The sequence below is a fragment of the Streptomyces sp. NBC_00236 genome (genome assembly GCF_036195045.1).
In the GTDB taxonomy this organism is placed as follows: Bacteria; Actinomycetota; Actinomycetes; order Streptomycetales; family Streptomycetaceae; genus Streptomyces.
In genome coordinates this window covers 351,161-366,507 of record NZ_CP108100.1, presented here as the reverse complement: position 1 = coordinate 366,507, position 15,347 = coordinate 351,161, and the positions used below count along the sequence as shown (strand labels likewise).

Below are 15,347 nucleotides of genomic sequence, written 5' to 3'. Positions count from 1 at the left end.
AGGCGAAGACCTCCGGTGTGGTGGAGCTGTCTAGGACTGCACCACACGGAGGTCTTCGTGTCCCACCGTAATGCCCGGCTGACTGTTCATGGCCGCCGGGGCCACCGGGCTTCTCCGCCCCGGGGCCCGGGGAGCACCGGAGCGTCAGGACACCGCGGGAGCGTCCGCGTCCGTGCTCCCCGGGGCGTGCGGTGGCCGGCCGAGGGCCCAGGCGACATCCCGGAGCAGTGCGTGCCGCCAGCCTGCCCGGTCGTGGCCGGACGGCGACCGTGACACCCGTACCGTCGCGCCCGCCTCTTCGGTCAGGGTCTCGACCAGCCGGCAGTGGGGGAGCATCCGCGTCTCGTGCTCCCCGACGTCGAACGCGATCCGCAGACCGGTCAGGTCGGGGCGCTGCCGCAGCCGCGCGGCCACGGAGCCGCCGGCCGGACCGCCGAGGGGGTCCGCCAGGTCCGGTGCTCCCGGTGCCCACCAGAACGACCCCGACTGGCAGGCGACGCGGGAGACGAGCCCGGGGAAGTCCAGCGCCGCGTTCACGGCGCTGAGCCCGCCGAGGCTCTGCCCGGCCACCACCAGCCGGTCCGGGTCCGCGCTCACTCCGGACTCCGTGACGAGCGGCAGCAGTTCGTCCCGGACGGCCTCCCACAGCCCGGACCCCGGCGCGAACTCGGTGGCCCGGTCCTTGGCCGGCAGGAAGACCAGCGTGACGGGCGGCATCTCGCCTTCCGCGACGGCCGAGTCGAACGCGGCCATGGCCGGATGCAGGTACAGCCAGTCGTCCCCGTCCAGCAGCAGCACGACGGGTCCGCCGCCGCCCGCCGGGTGGATCCGCACCGTGCGCCGTCCGCCGAGCCGTTCGCTGTTCCAGCGGAGCCGGGTGTGCGGTACGGGGAGCACGTCGTCGGCGCCGACCGCGGGCCAGTGCGGCTGGGCGGGGGCGTCCGGGGTCGCCGCGACGGAACGGTCCATGCCGGCACCGGCCGGATTGAACGGGTCCGAGTGCGGAGATTCGTCCACGAGGATCCGGTACGTCACGCGGAGCCGTCCGGGCATGGGTACTTCGGCGTACCAGCAGTCGGTGTCGCGCCACCGGCGCAGGGGGACCGGCTCCGACCAGCTCTCGAAGTCGACTGTCGCCGGGGAACCGCGCCAGAGGAACAGCGATACCCAGCCGCCGTCGCCGGCGGGGACCGGGGCGGGCGTGCGCGCCGCCGCCCAGAAATCCTCGGAGCCGGGAGTGCCGGTCAGTCCGAAGCCGGCGAAGTCGCCTTCGGTGCGGATCCGTTCGGTCACCGGGGGCATGAACGTCTCCTTGTGAGAGGGGAAGAGGAAAGGCTAAGCTCTGGACAATTAGGGGAGCCTAACCTAAGTTAGGCTTCTCCTTTCATGTTCCTGGCTCATCATTCGAACCCGCTCCCCGGGCCCGCTCCCGGGAGGCTCCGCCGGCCCCCGGCGGGCAGAAGCACATGCTCGGCGAGGCCTCCGCAGGCCCGTCGGACCCGAGGAGGTACTGACACATGAGCACCAACCCGTTCGACGACCCCGACGGCCGTTTCCTGGTCCTGGTGAACGATGAGGGCCAGCACTCTCTCTGGCCGTCCTTCGTGGACGTGCCCGGGGGGTGGACGACCGCCTTCGACGAGAACACCCGGGAGGCGTGCCTGGACTTCGTCGAGACCCACTGGACCGATCTGCGCCCCCGGTCCCTCGCGGCGTCCACGGACCTCTGACCTGCTGCGGACCGTCCCTGCCGCCCGCGATCCGGGTGCCCGGGGGAGCGGCCCGCGGTGCTGTCCGTTCGCGGAACCGAGGAAGGAAACCGTTGACCACGGCTACGCCGACTTCCGCCCCTGCGGTGCGTGTGCGCCGCGCGCCGGCATCGTCCGTACGCTTCGGCCGCGCGGAGGACGCTGCCGAACTCGCCGAACTCTCCCGGCCCTTCGTCCGTTCGGGCGCCCTGCGGGAGCGCCCGGCCGCGCTCTATGCCGCCCGAGCGGCCGACTTCCTGGTGGCCGTGGGCCCCGGAGGGCGGCTCGAAGGCTGTGTGGGTCTGCGCGTGTACCCGGCCGGCCAGGCGGAGGCCGGCGGGCCCGCGGGCGTTCTGTACAACTTCTGTGTGGCCGGGCACCGGCAGGGGTGCGGAGTGGGAGCGGTGCTGCTGCGCTCCGCGCTGACGAGGGCGCGTGCGGGGTCGCTCGGGGCGCTGTTCACCGCGACGACCGGCGGTGGACGGCTGTTCCAGCGGAACGGATTCACCTCGACGGACGCGTGCCTGGCGCCCCGCGCCTGGGCGGAGTCGCTGGATCCGCGGCGCAACGCACGGATCCTCGCGAGGGCCGTGTAGGGCGTCGCCCCTGACGTCGCGTGGCGGTCCGCATCGCGCCTTCGCGGGCGGTCACACGGTGCTCAGGTCGCGGTCCGGGCCGGCGCCCGGTGCGACGACGGCGTCCGGCACCACTGTGGTGCCGGGACCGCTCTCGCCGATTACGCCTTGCAGCACCGCGTGCGGCACCCGGCCGTCGAGCACCTGCGCCCGGCGCACGCCGCCGCGGACCGCCCGCAGACAGCCCTCCATCTTCGGCAGCATCCCGCTCGCGAGTTCCGGCAACAACGCGGCCAGCGCGTCGGCCGTCAGGTGCCTGATCACCTCAGTGCTGCGCGGCCAGTCCGCGTACAGCCCCTCCACGTCGGTGAGCATGACCAGCCGTTCCGCCCCGAGGGCCACGGCCAGGGCGGACGCGGCAAGGTCGGCGTTGACGTTGTAGATCTGGCCGTCGTCGCCGCGGGCCACGGGGGAGACCACCGGGATGTGGCCCTGTGCGAGGAGTGCGCGCACCATGTCCGGGTTCACGTCCACGACGTCTCCGACGAGACCGATGTCCACCGGGCGGCCGTCCACCAGGGCAGGCCGTCGCACCGCCGTCATCGTGTGCGCGTCCTCCCCGGTCATGCCTACGGCGAAGGGCCCGTGGGCGTTGATCAGGCCGACCAGGTCACGCTGGACGCGGCCGGACAGCACCATGCGCACCACATCCATGGTTTCCGCCGTGGTCACGCGGAGGCCCGCCTCGAAGCGGCTCTCCAGGCCGAGACGGTCGAGCATCGCACTGATCTGGGGTCCGCCGCCGTGCACGACGACCGGGCGGAGGCCCGCGTGCCACAACTCCACGACGTCCTGGGCGAAGAGGCGTTGCAGGCTCGCGTCCACCATGGCGTTGCCGCCGAATTTGGTTCTGGCTCAGTTTGTGTGGTCCGGGCACTGTGAGTGACGACTGAACTCCTTGTGCTACCTCGGGAAGTTGCCTCAAAACGAGCAGTGGCGCGAGTGACTGGGCTGACAGTCCGGTGCTGTGAATGAGATCTCGCTCCGGCTGGATGAGTTGTTGTTCCCGTCGATCGCGGACGTCGCGGTGCTGTCGGTAGACGTGAACATCGCGATAGTGCGTGTTGATGTGCGGTGTACGGCCGCGGGTGCCTCGTGTCCGGGTTGTGGAGCGTGGTCTTCCCGGGTTCACGGTTCCTACCTGCGGTTTCCTGCTGATGTTCCGAGTGCGGGACGAAGTGTCGTACTCCAGCTGCGGGTTCGCCGGTTCACCTGCCGGAACGCCGAATGCGGACGCCGCACGTTCGTCGAGCAGATACCTGGCCTCACCCGAAGGAACGGCCAGCGGACCGAACGGTTGCGCTCGACCCTGGCCGCTATCGGTCTCGCCCTCGCGGGCCGGGCCGGCTCCCGCCTGGCCGCCATCGTCGGTGCGCCTGTCAGTCGCAGTACCGTCCTGCGGCTGGTCGATGCGCTTCCCGAGCCGGAAGTGCCCGCTCCGCGGGTGGTCGGCGTCGACGAATACGCCACCCGCAAGGGCCGCCACTACGGCACCGTCCTCGTCGACGTCGAGACCCGCCGACCCGTCGATCTGCTGCCCGACCGTGAGTCGTCGAGCCTGGCAGCGTGGTTGGCCCAGCGGCCGGGAATCGAAGTGGTCTGCCGGGACCGTGCACCGTTCTTCGCCGAGGGAGCCAGCGCCGGTGCTCCGCAGGCCGTGCAGGTCGCGGACCGGTGGCACCTCTGGCACAACCTCAGCGAGGCTGCCGAGCGGAGCATCGCCCAGCACCGGCAATGTCTGCGAGTCCTGGTGCCCGAGACGCCTGAACCAGCCGAGGCGGAAACCGACCCGACTGAGGAATCGTCCGGCTCACCGTGGCCGACCGGCCACCGGTTCGCCGACCGCACCCGAACCGTCCACGCCACCATCCATGCCCTGGTCGAGGCAGGTCATAGCCGTCGCGCGATCCAGCGGCGGCTCGGCATGACGAGCCGAACCGTCAAACGGTACGCGGACGCCGCCCGGCCGGAAGACCTCTTCACCGGTCAGTGGCAGACCCGGGCCTCCGTCCTCGACGAGTACAAGCCCTACCTCGACGACTGCTGGAACGAGGGTCGCACCAACGCCTGGAAACTGTGGGAAGAGATCGTCCCGCTCGGCTATCAGGGCAGCTACCAGCGCGTTCGCGCCTACCTCCGCCAGAAGCGCACCTCGCCACGGCCCGTGACAGCCCGTCCGCCCTCGCCCCGGGCCGTCGCCGGGTGGGTCCTCCGCCGCCCGGAAACCCTCTCCGAGACCGAACACCTCCACCTGAAGAACGTCCTGGCCAACTGCCCCGAAATCGACGCCCTCACCAGGCACGTCCGGACCTTCGCGACCATGCTCACCGAGCGCCAGGGCGAGCGCCTGCCGGATTGGCTCGACGCCGTCAGGCAGGACGATCTACCCAGCCTCCACACCCTCGCCGCGGGCATCGACCGCGACCGGGACGCCGTCACTGCCGGCCTCACTCTCCCCTGGAGCTCGGGCGTCGTGGAAGGGCATGTCAACCGCATCAAGATGCTCAAGCGCCAGATGTTCGGCCGCGCAGGCTTCGCGCTTCTACGGAAACGTGTCCTGCTTGCCTGATGACAGCCAATGTCAGTGGCCGATGCGATGATCACCGCACTTTGACGCGAGGAGATCACAATGGGCACTTGGGATATCGGCCCGTTCGAGAATGACATGGCCGCGGACTTCGCCTACACCCTGGACGAGACACCCAAGGACAAGCGCGAGAGTCTCGTGCGGGCAACCCTGACCCGCACCATCCAGACCCGGGACTACCTCGAAAGCCCGGAAGGGGCAGAGGCCGTCGCTGCCGTCGCTCTGATCGCGGCACAGTGTCCGGGCGGTGAGCCGATCAGCACAAGCTACGGGCCCGACGAAGTCCTGCCGATATTTGCCGACGATCTTCAGCCGCTTGCTGTCGAGGCGCTGGACCGGGTGGTTGCCGAGGCGTCCGAGCTCGCCGAGCTCTGGGACGAGACGCCGGATGGCCCGAGGTGGCGGCAGATCATTGGCGGCCTTCGCGCCGTCCTTGCACCCGAGCCCAAACTGCAGGAAGACTCGCTGTTCGATCTCTGACCCATTTACCCAGCGTCACCGATCACACAACCTGAGCCAGAACCCCGAATTTGACGACGACCACGCGGTGCCGTGGTTCCGCGGGCCTGGCCGTCGACCCGGTCGACGCATCCGAGTCCGGGTTCACGCGATCTGTGACGACCGGTGTCATGTCTGCCCCACCCCGTTCGAAAAGTTAGCTTAGCCTAACCTGAATACTGCCTGGGTCGGGGTGGGCACCCTGCTTCCGTGTGCAGGGCCTGACGCCGGAAGTGAGCCAAGCGGCAAAGGAGTTGCTGATCGCCCACGCCTGTCAGCCGGAGATCGGTGCTCGTCCGCTGCGCCGCACGATCCGGACGGAGACTCGGCGACCGCACCGCCTCGCCGCTGCTCAGTGGCGAAAGCGACCAGGAGGAAGCGATCGTCGCCGATGTGCGGGACGACTCGCCCTCCTGTGCGGTGTGCGAGAACGGGTCCGGAGGCGTCGCGCAGCAGCGGGACACCGCGGGAATCGGCGCCGCCCCGTGGCCCTTCGTCGTGTTCCGCGCCGTGATTCCGGCGGCTCCGAAGCCGGTCGCGGTGTCCCGTCGGCAGGCATCGGCATGGCTGCCGGTGCCCCGTGGCCGCGTGTTACGTTCGCGTCATCGGACGACCGGGGGCACGTGGTGACGGAAGCAGGCAAGCCGCAGCCGGCATCTCGGGGGCGGCTGCGGAGGCAGCCTCAGCAGGCACGCAGCCGCGCCCGGGTCGAGGCCATCCTCGCCGCGGCGGACCGGATCCTGTCCCGGGAGGGGTACGAGGCGCTGACGATGCGGCGGATCGCAGAGGAGGCGGCTACGCCCGTCGGCAGCATCTACCAGTTCTACGCGGACAAGAGCGCCGTCGTGGACGCGCTGGGGCAGCGGTACCTCGATGCCTTCAAGGCCGCCATCGACGAACTCGTCGAGCGTACGGTCGCGGGTGAACTGTCCGACCCCGTCGGCATGATGGTCGGCGTCTACGTCGAGCTCATCAGGTCCCAGACGGGCGGCATGGCTCTGTGGGCCGGGCGCCACCTCAGCCCCGAGCTGGCCCGGGCCGACGAGGCGAGCAACATGCACATCGCCGAGGGCCTGCGGCGCATCGTCGAGCACCTGACCGGCGGGGCCCGTGGTCCACGGGTGCAACGGGCTGCACGGATGGTGGTGTGGGCCGCCAACGCCGTGCTGCACGAAGTGTTCAAGAGCGACGGCGAGCCGGACCTGGAAACCGTGGACGAACTCAAGCGGATGCTGAACGCCTACTGGGCGGACCTGCACGGCCGGCTGACGGCCGTGGAGGGCTGAACCGGGGCGCTCGGCGGCTCGCCGGGGACCGGGCCCGCCTGCCCGGGCCGCCCGGCGGGCCGGTGCCGCCACTGACCGGCCCTCGATCCGGGCGTCACGAAACGGGAGCCGATCCCCGGCCGCGCCCCGCCGGCCAGCTTCCGGCCCATAGAACATGAACGGGAGTTCATGTTAGCGTGCGGCCCACCTCGGACGGCGTGCACCGCTCGGAACAGCCGCCCCGTGGGCTGCCGTTGGGGTGTGACGAGCGACCGTCGGCAGAACCCCGAGCCGCGCGCGGGCGGCCGACCCGGACGACACGCGCATCACCGATGGAGGCAGGCGCCAGTGACGACGAGTTCCACCGATGCCACCGGACTTCCCCGGTTCCCGGCCGACTTCGTCTGGGGGGCGTCGACCGCCGCGTACCAGATCGAGGGCGCCGCCGACGAGGACGGCAAGGGGCCGTCCATCTGGGACACCTTCGTACGGCGCCCCGGGGCAGTGCGCGACGGCCACACCGGCGACATCGCCTGCGACCACCACCACAGATTCGACGAGGACGTCGAGCTGATGCGCCGGCTCGGGCTCGACGCGTACCGCTTCTCGGTCTCCTGGCCGCGCGTCCTGCCCACCGGCGCGGGCAAGGTCGAGCCGCGCGGACTGGACTTCTACGACCGACTGGTCGACGCGCTGCTCGACGCGGGGATCGAGCCCACACCGACCCTGTTCCACTGGGACCTGCCGCAGGCCCTGGAGGACGAGGGCGGATGGCTGAACCGGGCGACCGCGCATCGTTTCGCCGAGTACGCGGCCGTGGTCGCGGAGCGGCTGGGCGACCGGGTCAAGCGGTGGATCACCCTGAACGAGCCCTTCGTGCACATGTCCTTCGGCTACGCCTTCGGCATCCACGCCCCGGGCCGGGCACTGATGCTGGACGCACTGCCCGTCGCGCATCACCAGCTGCTCGGCCATGGCCTGGCGACCGCGGCGCTGCGAGCCGCCGTTCCGGGCGGACGGATCATGACCGCCAACAACTGCACGCCCGTCCGCCTGCGCCACGACGCCCGGCTGGACGAGGACGTGGCGGCGGCCTCCGCCTATGACGCGCTGCACAACCGGCTCTTCAATGATCCGCTGCTGCTCGGGAGTTATCCCGACCTGTCGGCCTACGGCATGGCCGACCCGAGCTGGGGAGGCGTGGTGCGCGAGGGCGATCTCGCCACGATCGCCGCACCGCTGGACGGGTTGGGTGTCAACTACTACAACCCCACCTGGGTCACCGCTCCGGCCGATCCCGCCGCCGTGCTGCCCTTCGACCTGGCCGATCCGGAGGAGCCCTACGAGCGAACCGCGTTCGGCTGGCCGGTGGTTCCCGAGGGGCTCACCGAGCTGCTCACCGGCCTCAAGGACCGCTACGGTGACGCGCTTCCACCGGTGTGGATCACCGAGAACGGCTGCTCGCAGCCGGTCGGGCTGCACGACCGGGCGCGCATCGAGTACCTCGCCGGGCACATCGAAGCGATCGCCCGTGCCGCGTCCCGCGGGGTGGACGTGCGCGGCTACTTCACCTGGTCGTTGCTCGACAACTTCGAGTGGGCCGAGGGCTATCACCAGCGTTTCGGCCTGGTCGAGGTCGACTTCACCACCCGGCAGCGCACGCCCAGGGCGAGCTTCGAGTGGTACCGCGAACTGATCGCCTCCCAGCGGTCCTGAGGAGCGGAGCCGTCATGTCCCGTGCCTCCGCGGCGGGCGACGCCGCCGTCTTCGCCGAGCCCACCGTCCCGGTCGGGTCCGGCTGGACGGCGAATCTCTCGCTGGCGACGCTTGCCGTCTTCATGGCGTTCATGACGCCGATCCAGATTCTGCTGCCGCTCCAGCTGGAGCACATCGACCCGCACGGCAAGAACGATGCGCTCTCGCTCGTCACCGGCCTGGGCGCGCTCGTCGCGGTGCTTGCCAACCCTCTCGCCGGCGCCTGGTCGGACCGCACCACCAGCCGGTTCGGCCGCCGCCGGCCCTGGATCCTCGGGGGCGCCCTCGTCGGGGCAGCGGGGCTGTCGATCACCGCCACCCAGCACACCGTGGCCGGGGTCGCCGTCGGCTGGTGCCTGGCGCAGGCGGGTCTGAACGCGATGCTGGCCGGCGTCACCACTCCGGTCGCCGACCGTGTGCCGCTCACCCAGCGCGCTCAGGTCTCCGGCTGGACCGGCCTCATGCAGTCCTTCGGCCTCGTACTCGGCGCGCTGATCACCACCCTGCTCGTCACCGGTGTCCGCTCCGGCTACGTCACCCTCGCCGTGCTCACCGTCGTACTCGCCCTCCCCTTCGTGCTGGGCCACTCCGAGCCGCCCCTGACCCGGGCACTGCGCCCCGCCTTCGACGCCCGGGTCTTCGCCCGCTCGCTCTGGGTGAGCCCCCGGCAGCACCCCGACTTCGGCTGGGCCTGGCTCACCCGATTCCTGATCAACCTCGGCAACGCCCTCGGCACTCTGTACCTGTTCTACTTCCTCGCCGACGCCGTCCACTTCGACGACCCCGGCACCGGCGTCCTGATCCTCACGGTGATCTACACGCTCTGCGCCGCGCTCACAGCCATCCCGGCCGGTGTCCTGTCCGACCGCCTCGGGCGCCGCAAGGTCTTCGTCGTCCTGAGTTCGCTGGTCATGGCCGCGGCGGCAGTGCTGCTCGCGCTGCTCCACACCTGGCCGTCCGCCATCGCCGCCGCGGCCGTCCTCGGTGCGGGGTACGGCATCTACCTCGCCGTCGACCAGGCCCTGGTCACCCAGGTCCTGCCCGAGGCGACCGACCGTGCCAAGGATCTCGGCGTCATCAACATCGCCAACTCCGGCCCGCAGGTCCTCGCCCCCGCCCTCGCCTCGCCGGTCATCACCCAACTCGGCGGCTACACCGGCCTCTACGCCACCGCGGCCCTGGCCATCCTCGTCGGCGGTCTCCTCGTCGGCCGCATCCGCAGCGTGGCCTGACGAACCCGCCGGACGGGCCCTGTCCGGCGGTTCGGGCCACTCGGCCCCCGGTGCTCGGTCAGCCCTCGACGGACCGCAGCCGGGCCGGGGTTCACCAAAGATGAGAATCTCTCATGTTTCTCCGTCCGGACCGTTGACTCCACCGTCAGGGATCGCGATTCTGATAACCCGTCAGTAACTTCAATGGGCATGTCAATCGAAGTGAGTGATGACCATGGCTCGACCTCCGCGTCGCAGATTCAGATCCCTCACGGTGGTGTCACTGCTCCTCGCCGTGCTGTCCCTGGTGCTCGGCCCGATGCCCAGCTCCGCGGCGGAGCCGGAACCCGGCTGGTGGAACCCGACCGCGCGGCCCGCGCCCGATGCGCAGATCAACGTCACGGGCGAGCCCTTCAAGGGCACCGACGCCCAGGGCCGCGTAAGAGGCTTCGTCGACGCCCACGACCACATCATGTCCAACGAGGGCTTCGGCGGCCGGCTGATCTGCGGCAAGCCGTTCTCGGAGCAGGGCGTCGCCGATGCGCTCAAGGACTGTCCCGAGCACTACCCCGACGGCTCGCTCGCCGTCTTCGACTTCGTCACCAAGGGCGGTGACGGCCGGCATGACCCGGACGGGTGGCCCACCTTCAAGGACTGGCCCGCTCATGACTCGCTGACCCACCAGCAGAACTACTACGCCAATATCGAGCGGGCCTGGCGCGGCGGCCAGCGGGTGCTGGTCAACGACCTGGTCACCAACGGCGTGATCTGCTCCGTCTACTTCTTCAAGGACCGCAGCTGCGACGAGATGACCGCCATCCGCCTTGAGGCGAAGAAGTCGTACGACATGCAGGCGTTCATCGACAAGATGTACGGCGGCCCGGGCAAGGGCTGGTTCCGGATCGTCACCAGCAGCGCCCAGGCCCGCGAGGTCATCGAGCAGGGCAAGCTCGCCGTGGTCCTGGGGGTCGAGACGTCCGAGCCCTTCGGCTGCAAGCAGATCCTGGACATCGCCCAGTGCAGCAAGGAGGACATCGACCGGGGCCTGGACGAGCTGCGTGAAATCGGCGTGAGCAGCATGTTCCTGTGCCACAAGTTCGACAACGCCCTGTGCGGGGTGCGGTACGACTCCGGCGCACTCGGTACGGCCATCAACGTGGGCCAGTTCCTGTCGACCGGCACCTTCTGGAAGACGGAGACCTGCCGCGGCCCGCAGCACGACAACCCCATCGGCAACGCGGTGGCGGCGCAGGCGCAGAAGCTGCTGCCGAGCGGGGTGGCCGTCCCCACCTACGCATCGGACGCGCAGTGCAACACCCGAGGACTGACCGGCCTGGGTGCGTACGCGCTGCGCGGAATGATGAAGCGCCACATGATGCTGGAGCTGGACCACATGAGCGTGAAGGCCGCGGACCAGGCCTTCGACGTCCTGGAGTCCGCGTCGTATCCGGGGGTCATCTCCTCGCACAGCTGGATGGACCTGGGGTGGACCGAGCGGCTCTACAGGCTCGGCGGATTCGCCGCCCAGTACATGAACGGCTCCGCGGCGTTCAGCGCGGAGGCCGAACGTACGGAGGCACTGCGGGAGAAGTACCAGGTCGGCTACGGCTACGGCACCGACATGAACGGCGTCGGCGGCTGGCCCGCTCCGCGGGGCGGGGACGTCCCCGACCCGGTGACGTACCCCTTCCGCAGCACGGACGGCGGCTCGGTGATCGAGAAGCAGACCACCGGCGAGCGCACATGGGACTTCAACACGGACGGCGCGGCGCACTACGGCATGGTCCCGGACTGGATCGAGGACATCCGCGTCGTCGGCGGCCAGGAGGTCGTGGACGACCTCTTCACGGGCGCCGAGTCCTACCTGCGTACCTGGGGGAACACCGAGAAGCACAGGTCCGGGGTGAATCTGGCCTCGGGCGCGGCCGCCACGGCGTCCACGTCGCAGTGGTGGAACCCGGCCGTCAGCTTCGCACCCGGCCGGGCCGTGGACGGGGACGAGGGCACTCGCTGGGCCAGTGAGTGGACCAACGACCAGTGGCTGCAGATCGACCTCGGATCCGCGAAGCCGGTGGAACGCGTCACCCTCGACTGGGAGGCGGCATACGCGAAGTCGTACCGCATCGAGCTGTCGCAGGACGGCAAGAACTGGCAGACGGCATGGTCCACGGCCACGGGTGACGGCGGTCTGGACACCGCACGGTTCACCGCGGCTCCGGCGCGCTACGTACGCATGAAGGGCCTGGAGCGCGGCACGAAGTGGGGCTACTCGCTCCAGGAGGTCGGTGTCTACAGCGGCTGACGGCACCGGAGCGCGGGCCTGCCGGTGCTGGTGCCGGCAGGCCCGCGCGGCAACTCCTGCCGGGCGCGGGCCTTCCACCGGATTCCCGCTCAGGCGGCCGGACCGATGGTGACCTTGACGTGCTTCATGATCGGCTGGTCGCTCTGGGTGCTGTAGTCGCTGAGCGCGCACAGCACGTTCATCTCCGGCATGTAGCCGGCCGCACAGCCGCGGGGGATGTCGTAGGGGATCGCGAGGTAGCCGTTGAGGGACCGTCGGCTGCTGTCCTTCGCCGTGCTCGTGATGTCGACGGGGCCGAGGTCGTCGATGCCGCGTTCGCGCATGTCGGCCCGGTTCATGAAGACGAGCGTGCGCAGGTTCTTGATGCCGCGGTAGCGGTCGTTGTCGGAGTAGATGGTGGTGTTCCACTGATCGTGGGACCGCATGGTCCCCAGGGCCAGGGTGCCGACGGCGGGGACGACGTCCGGCAGGGCGGCGGCGGAGAACTCGGCCCGCCCGGACGGGGTGCGGAAGACCAGTTCCCGGGCGGGCTGCTTGATCCGGAAGCCGAGGGGCAGGCGCACCCGGCGGTTGAAGTCCTCGAAGCCGTCGAGCGCCCGGGCCATCGTGTCCCGGATGCGGTCGTAGTCCTCCACGTACCAGTGCCACGGCGTGGCGCTGCCGGGGAGAGCGGCGCGTGCCAGGCCGGCGACGATGGCCGGTTCGGACAGCAGGTGCGGTGAGGCGGGCCGCTTCATGCCGATCGACAGGTGAACCATGCTCATCGAGTCCTCGACGGACGTGCTCTGGATCCCCTTGCGCTGATGGTCCTTCTCGGTGCGGCCCAGGCACGGGAGGATCAGTGCCCGCCTGCCGTGGACGATGTGGCTGCGGTTCAGCTTGGTGCTCACCTGGACGGTGAGGTCACAGGCGCGCAGCGCCTCATAGGTGTACGGGGTGTCGGGGGCGGCCAGGGCGAAGTTGCCGCCCATGCCGACGAACACCTTCACGTCGCCGCTGTGCATCGCCCGGATGGTGCGGACGGTGTCCAGACCGTGCTCGCGGGGCGGCTCGATGCCGCAGACCTCGCCGAGACGGTCCAGGAACGCGTCGGTGGGGCGGTGATCGATACCGCAGGTGCGGTTGCCCTGGACGTTGCTGTGTCCTCGTACGGGGGAGGGGCCCGCCCCTTCCCTGCCCAGATTGCCGCGGAGCAACAGCAGGTTGACGACCTCCCGGACGGTGTCCACCCCGTGCTCGTGCTGAGTGAGTCCGAGGCACCAGCTGACGATGGAACGGTCGGCCTCGCGGTACACGCGTGCCGCCTTCAGGATGTCCGCGCGTCCCAGCCCGGACTGGGTCTCGATCTCCTCCCACGGCGTGGCCGCGCACACCGTGCGGTACTCCTCGAACCCGGCGGTGTGCCGGTCGATGAACTCCTGGTCCAGCGCCTTGGGATCGGTCGTCGACTGCTCCAGGATCGCCTTGGCCATGCCGCGCAGCAGCGCCATGTCGCCGCCGATGCGCGGCTGCAGGTTCAGGGTGCTGGTCCGGGTCGGCCTGAACAGGGCCATGTCCGTGAAGTCGTGCGGGACGATGGTGCGGGTGGCCGCTGCCTCGACCAGTGGGTTGACATGCACGATCTGGGCGCCGCGGCGGTGGGCCTCGGCCAGGGCGGTGAGCATCCTCGGGGCGTTGGAGGCGGCGTTGACCCCCAGGATGAACAGCGCGTCGGCGGACTCCCAGTCCTTGAGGTCGACGGTTCCCTTGCCCGTGCCGAGGGAGGCCTGAAGGGCGCGGCCGCTCGCCTCGTGACACATGTTCGAGCAGTCCGGCAGGTTGTTCGTGCCCAGCTCGCGGGCCATCAGCTGGTACAGGAACGTGGCCTCGTTGCCGAGCCGTCCCGAGGTGTAGAAGGACGCCTGGTTCGGGCTGTCGAGTTCGCGCAGAGCGCGCCCGGCCAGCTCGAACGCGTCCTTCCAGCTGATCGGGACGTAGTGGTCCGACTCGGGGTCGTAGACCATCGGTTCGGTCAGCCGGCCCTGGTTCTCCAGGTCGTAGTCGCTCCACCCGGACAGCTCGGTCACCGAGTGGGCGGCGAAGAACTCGCGACCGACCCGCTTGCGGGTCATCTCCCAGGTGACGTGCTTGATGCCGTTCTCACAGATGTCGAGATGCAGGCCCTTGGTGTCGTCGGGCCACGCACATCCGGGGCAGTCGAAGCCCTTGTTCTCATGGTTCATCCGCATGATCGCCCGCGGTCCGTCCACCGGCGCGCCCTCGCGTACGAGGAAGCGGCTCACGCTCTTGGCCGCACCCCAGCCCGCCGCGGGGTGGTGGTAGGGGCGGAACTTGGGCTTCTCGTCCGGGGCCGGCCCGATCTCGGGCTCCCGGGGTTTCTGGGTGTCACCGTTGGCGCTCAAGTTCCTCGACCCTTCAACCATGTGGGGTGGCTGGCAGAACGACGTGTTCCGGCAGGCTACGCCCGGGGGTGCGCCCCTGCCATCGGGCCGCAGGAGCCCTCGCCACGCCGCACGCCCGGTACGCGGCGGCGGTGCGTCGTGTCCTGTGGCGACGCCTTCGGAATCGGGTTGTACTGCCACGGGACGACGGTCTTCGCGGCCTCCGGGCGGTCCGTGACCGCACGGGACGTCCGAGACCTCATCGAGCCGGCTAGGCGGTCGATCTTGAAGTCCCCCAGGCGTTTGCTGCCCCTGTCAGCCGTTCCCCGACTCGCCGGTTCGGCCGTCGCCGGAGCGGTGATCGGCGTGGCCGTCGGCATGCTGACCAACAACCCGATGGGTCTGCTCGCGGGAATCACCGCGGTGGAGACGCTCTTCGTCGTGGCGGGCTGGCTCGTTCTGTGGCCCATGGACCCGGCCACCACCCATCGCAACGCCCGGCGAGAGGAGTTCCGCCCCGTCGCGGAGGAGCTCGTCGTCGTTGCCGCGGCTCTGTGCGGGCTGGTCGGCATCGTGCTGCTGCTCCTGGTCGGCCGGTCGGACCTCAACCACGCCGCGGCCGCGACCGCGCTGTGCGGGGTGTTCATGGCCTGGGCCGCACTCCATCTGATGTACGCCACCCGCTACGCGTACCTCTACTACCGGTTGCCGAACGGCGGGATCGACTTCAACTCCGAAGACCCGCCGCGCTACGTCGACTTTCTCTACTTCAGTTACAACCTCGGAATGACCTACCAGGTCTCCGACACCAACGTGTCGAGCTCCGCACTCCGTGCGATCGTCCTCAGGCACTGTCTGCTGTCGTACGTCTTCGGCGCCAGCATCCTCGCCACCACCATCAACCTGGTCGCCGGAATCGTCACGGGCTGATCCGGCACGGCGGGGGCGGGCCGAGGCCGTACCGG

Annotated in this window: 11 protein-coding genes and 2 pseudogenes; 10 read left to right on the top strand and 3 right to left on the bottom strand. The window is 70.0% G+C overall.

The features are described 5' to 3' along the window. Positions 1 to 144 precede the first annotated feature (144 nt). A complete protein-coding gene (locus OG446_RS01670; RefSeq protein WP_328892304.1) occupies positions 145 to 1,302 on the bottom strand; it encodes an alpha/beta hydrolase-fold protein in 1,158 nt (385 codons plus the stop codon). Positions 1,303 to 1,517: 215 nt separating this feature from the next. On the opposite strand from OG446_RS01670, the gene OG446_RS01665 reads away from it, so the two are divergent. Together OG446_RS01665 and OG446_RS01660 are read left to right on the top strand one after the other, a co-directional pair. Continuing rightward, on the top strand, positions 1,518 to 1,730 hold the full coding sequence (locus OG446_RS01665; protein WP_328892303.1) for an MbtH family protein: 213 nt from the start codon (positions 1,518 to 1,520) through the stop codon (positions 1,728 to 1,730). Between the two features lie 92 nt (positions 1,731 to 1,822). After that, entirely contained in the window at positions 1,823 to 2,344 is a 522-nt protein-coding gene (locus OG446_RS01660) for a GNAT family N-acetyltransferase (RefSeq protein ID WP_328892302.1), read from the top strand. 51 nt (positions 2,345 to 2,395) lie between these two features. Here OG446_RS01660 and argB read toward each other — a convergent pair. Beyond that, positions 2,396 to 3,229: pseudogene (gene argB, locus OG446_RS01655) on the bottom strand (acetylglutamate kinase); the annotation flags it as partial. Positions 3,230 to 3,350: 121 nt separating this feature from the next. Here argB and OG446_RS01650 point away from each other — a divergent pair. From OG446_RS01650 to OG446_RS01620, 7 genes and pseudogenes are all read left to right on the top strand, one after another. Further along, positions 3,351 to 4,952 (top strand): ISL3 family transposase, encoded by a 1,602-nt coding sequence (locus tag OG446_RS01650; RefSeq protein ID WP_328892300.1) that lies wholly within the window; start codon positions 3,351 to 3,353, stop codon positions 4,950 to 4,952. A gap of 60 nt (positions 4,953 to 5,012) precedes the next feature. After that, on the top strand, positions 5,013 to 5,450 hold the full coding sequence (locus tag OG446_RS01645; RefSeq protein ID WP_328892299.1) for a DUF4259 domain-containing protein: 438 nt from the start codon (positions 5,013 to 5,015) through the stop codon (positions 5,448 to 5,450). Positions 5,451 to 5,680: 230 nt separating this feature from the next. Next, positions 5,681 to 5,779, top strand: a pseudogene (locus OG446_RS37130) (hypothetical protein); the annotation flags it as partial. 312 nt (positions 5,780 to 6,091) lie between these two features. Continuing rightward, the gene (locus OG446_RS01635; RefSeq protein WP_328898169.1) at positions 6,092 to 6,754 is read left to right on the top strand and encodes a TetR/AcrR family transcriptional regulator; all 663 of its coding nucleotides are present in this window, start codon (positions 6,092 to 6,094) and stop codon (positions 6,752 to 6,754) included. 327 nt (positions 6,755 to 7,081) lie between these two features. Beyond that, positions 7,082 to 8,449 (top strand): GH1 family beta-glucosidase, encoded by a 1,368-nt coding sequence (locus tag OG446_RS01630; RefSeq protein ID WP_328892298.1) that lies wholly within the window; start codon positions 7,082 to 7,084, stop codon positions 8,447 to 8,449. 14 nt (positions 8,450 to 8,463) lie between these two features. Continuing rightward, entirely contained in the window at positions 8,464 to 9,720 is a 1,257-nt protein-coding gene (locus tag OG446_RS01625) for an MFS transporter (protein ID WP_328892297.1), read from the top strand. A gap of 208 nt (positions 9,721 to 9,928) precedes the next feature. Further along, the gene (locus OG446_RS01620; RefSeq protein ID WP_328892296.1) at positions 9,929 to 12,001 is read left to right on the top strand and encodes a galactose-binding domain-containing protein; all 2,073 of its coding nucleotides are present in this window, start codon (positions 9,929 to 9,931) and stop codon (positions 11,999 to 12,001) included. An 89-nt stretch (positions 12,002 to 12,090) separates the two neighbouring features. Here OG446_RS01620 and OG446_RS01615 read toward each other — a convergent pair whose 3' ends face one another. Further along, complete coding sequence (locus OG446_RS01615) at positions 12,091 to 14,424, bottom strand: FdhF/YdeP family oxidoreductase (RefSeq protein ID WP_328892295.1); 2,334 nt, start codon at positions 14,422 to 14,424, stop codon at positions 12,091 to 12,093. 243 nt (positions 14,425 to 14,667) lie between these two features. Between OG446_RS01615 and OG446_RS01610 the strand changes: the two genes are divergently transcribed. Beyond that, positions 14,668 to 15,312 carry a DUF1345 domain-containing protein gene (locus OG446_RS01610; RefSeq protein ID WP_443050018.1) on the top strand — a complete coding sequence of 215 codons (645 nt, stop codon included), beginning with the start codon at positions 14,668 to 14,670 and terminating at the stop codon, positions 15,310 to 15,312. Positions 15,313 to 15,347: the final 35 nt, after the last annotated feature.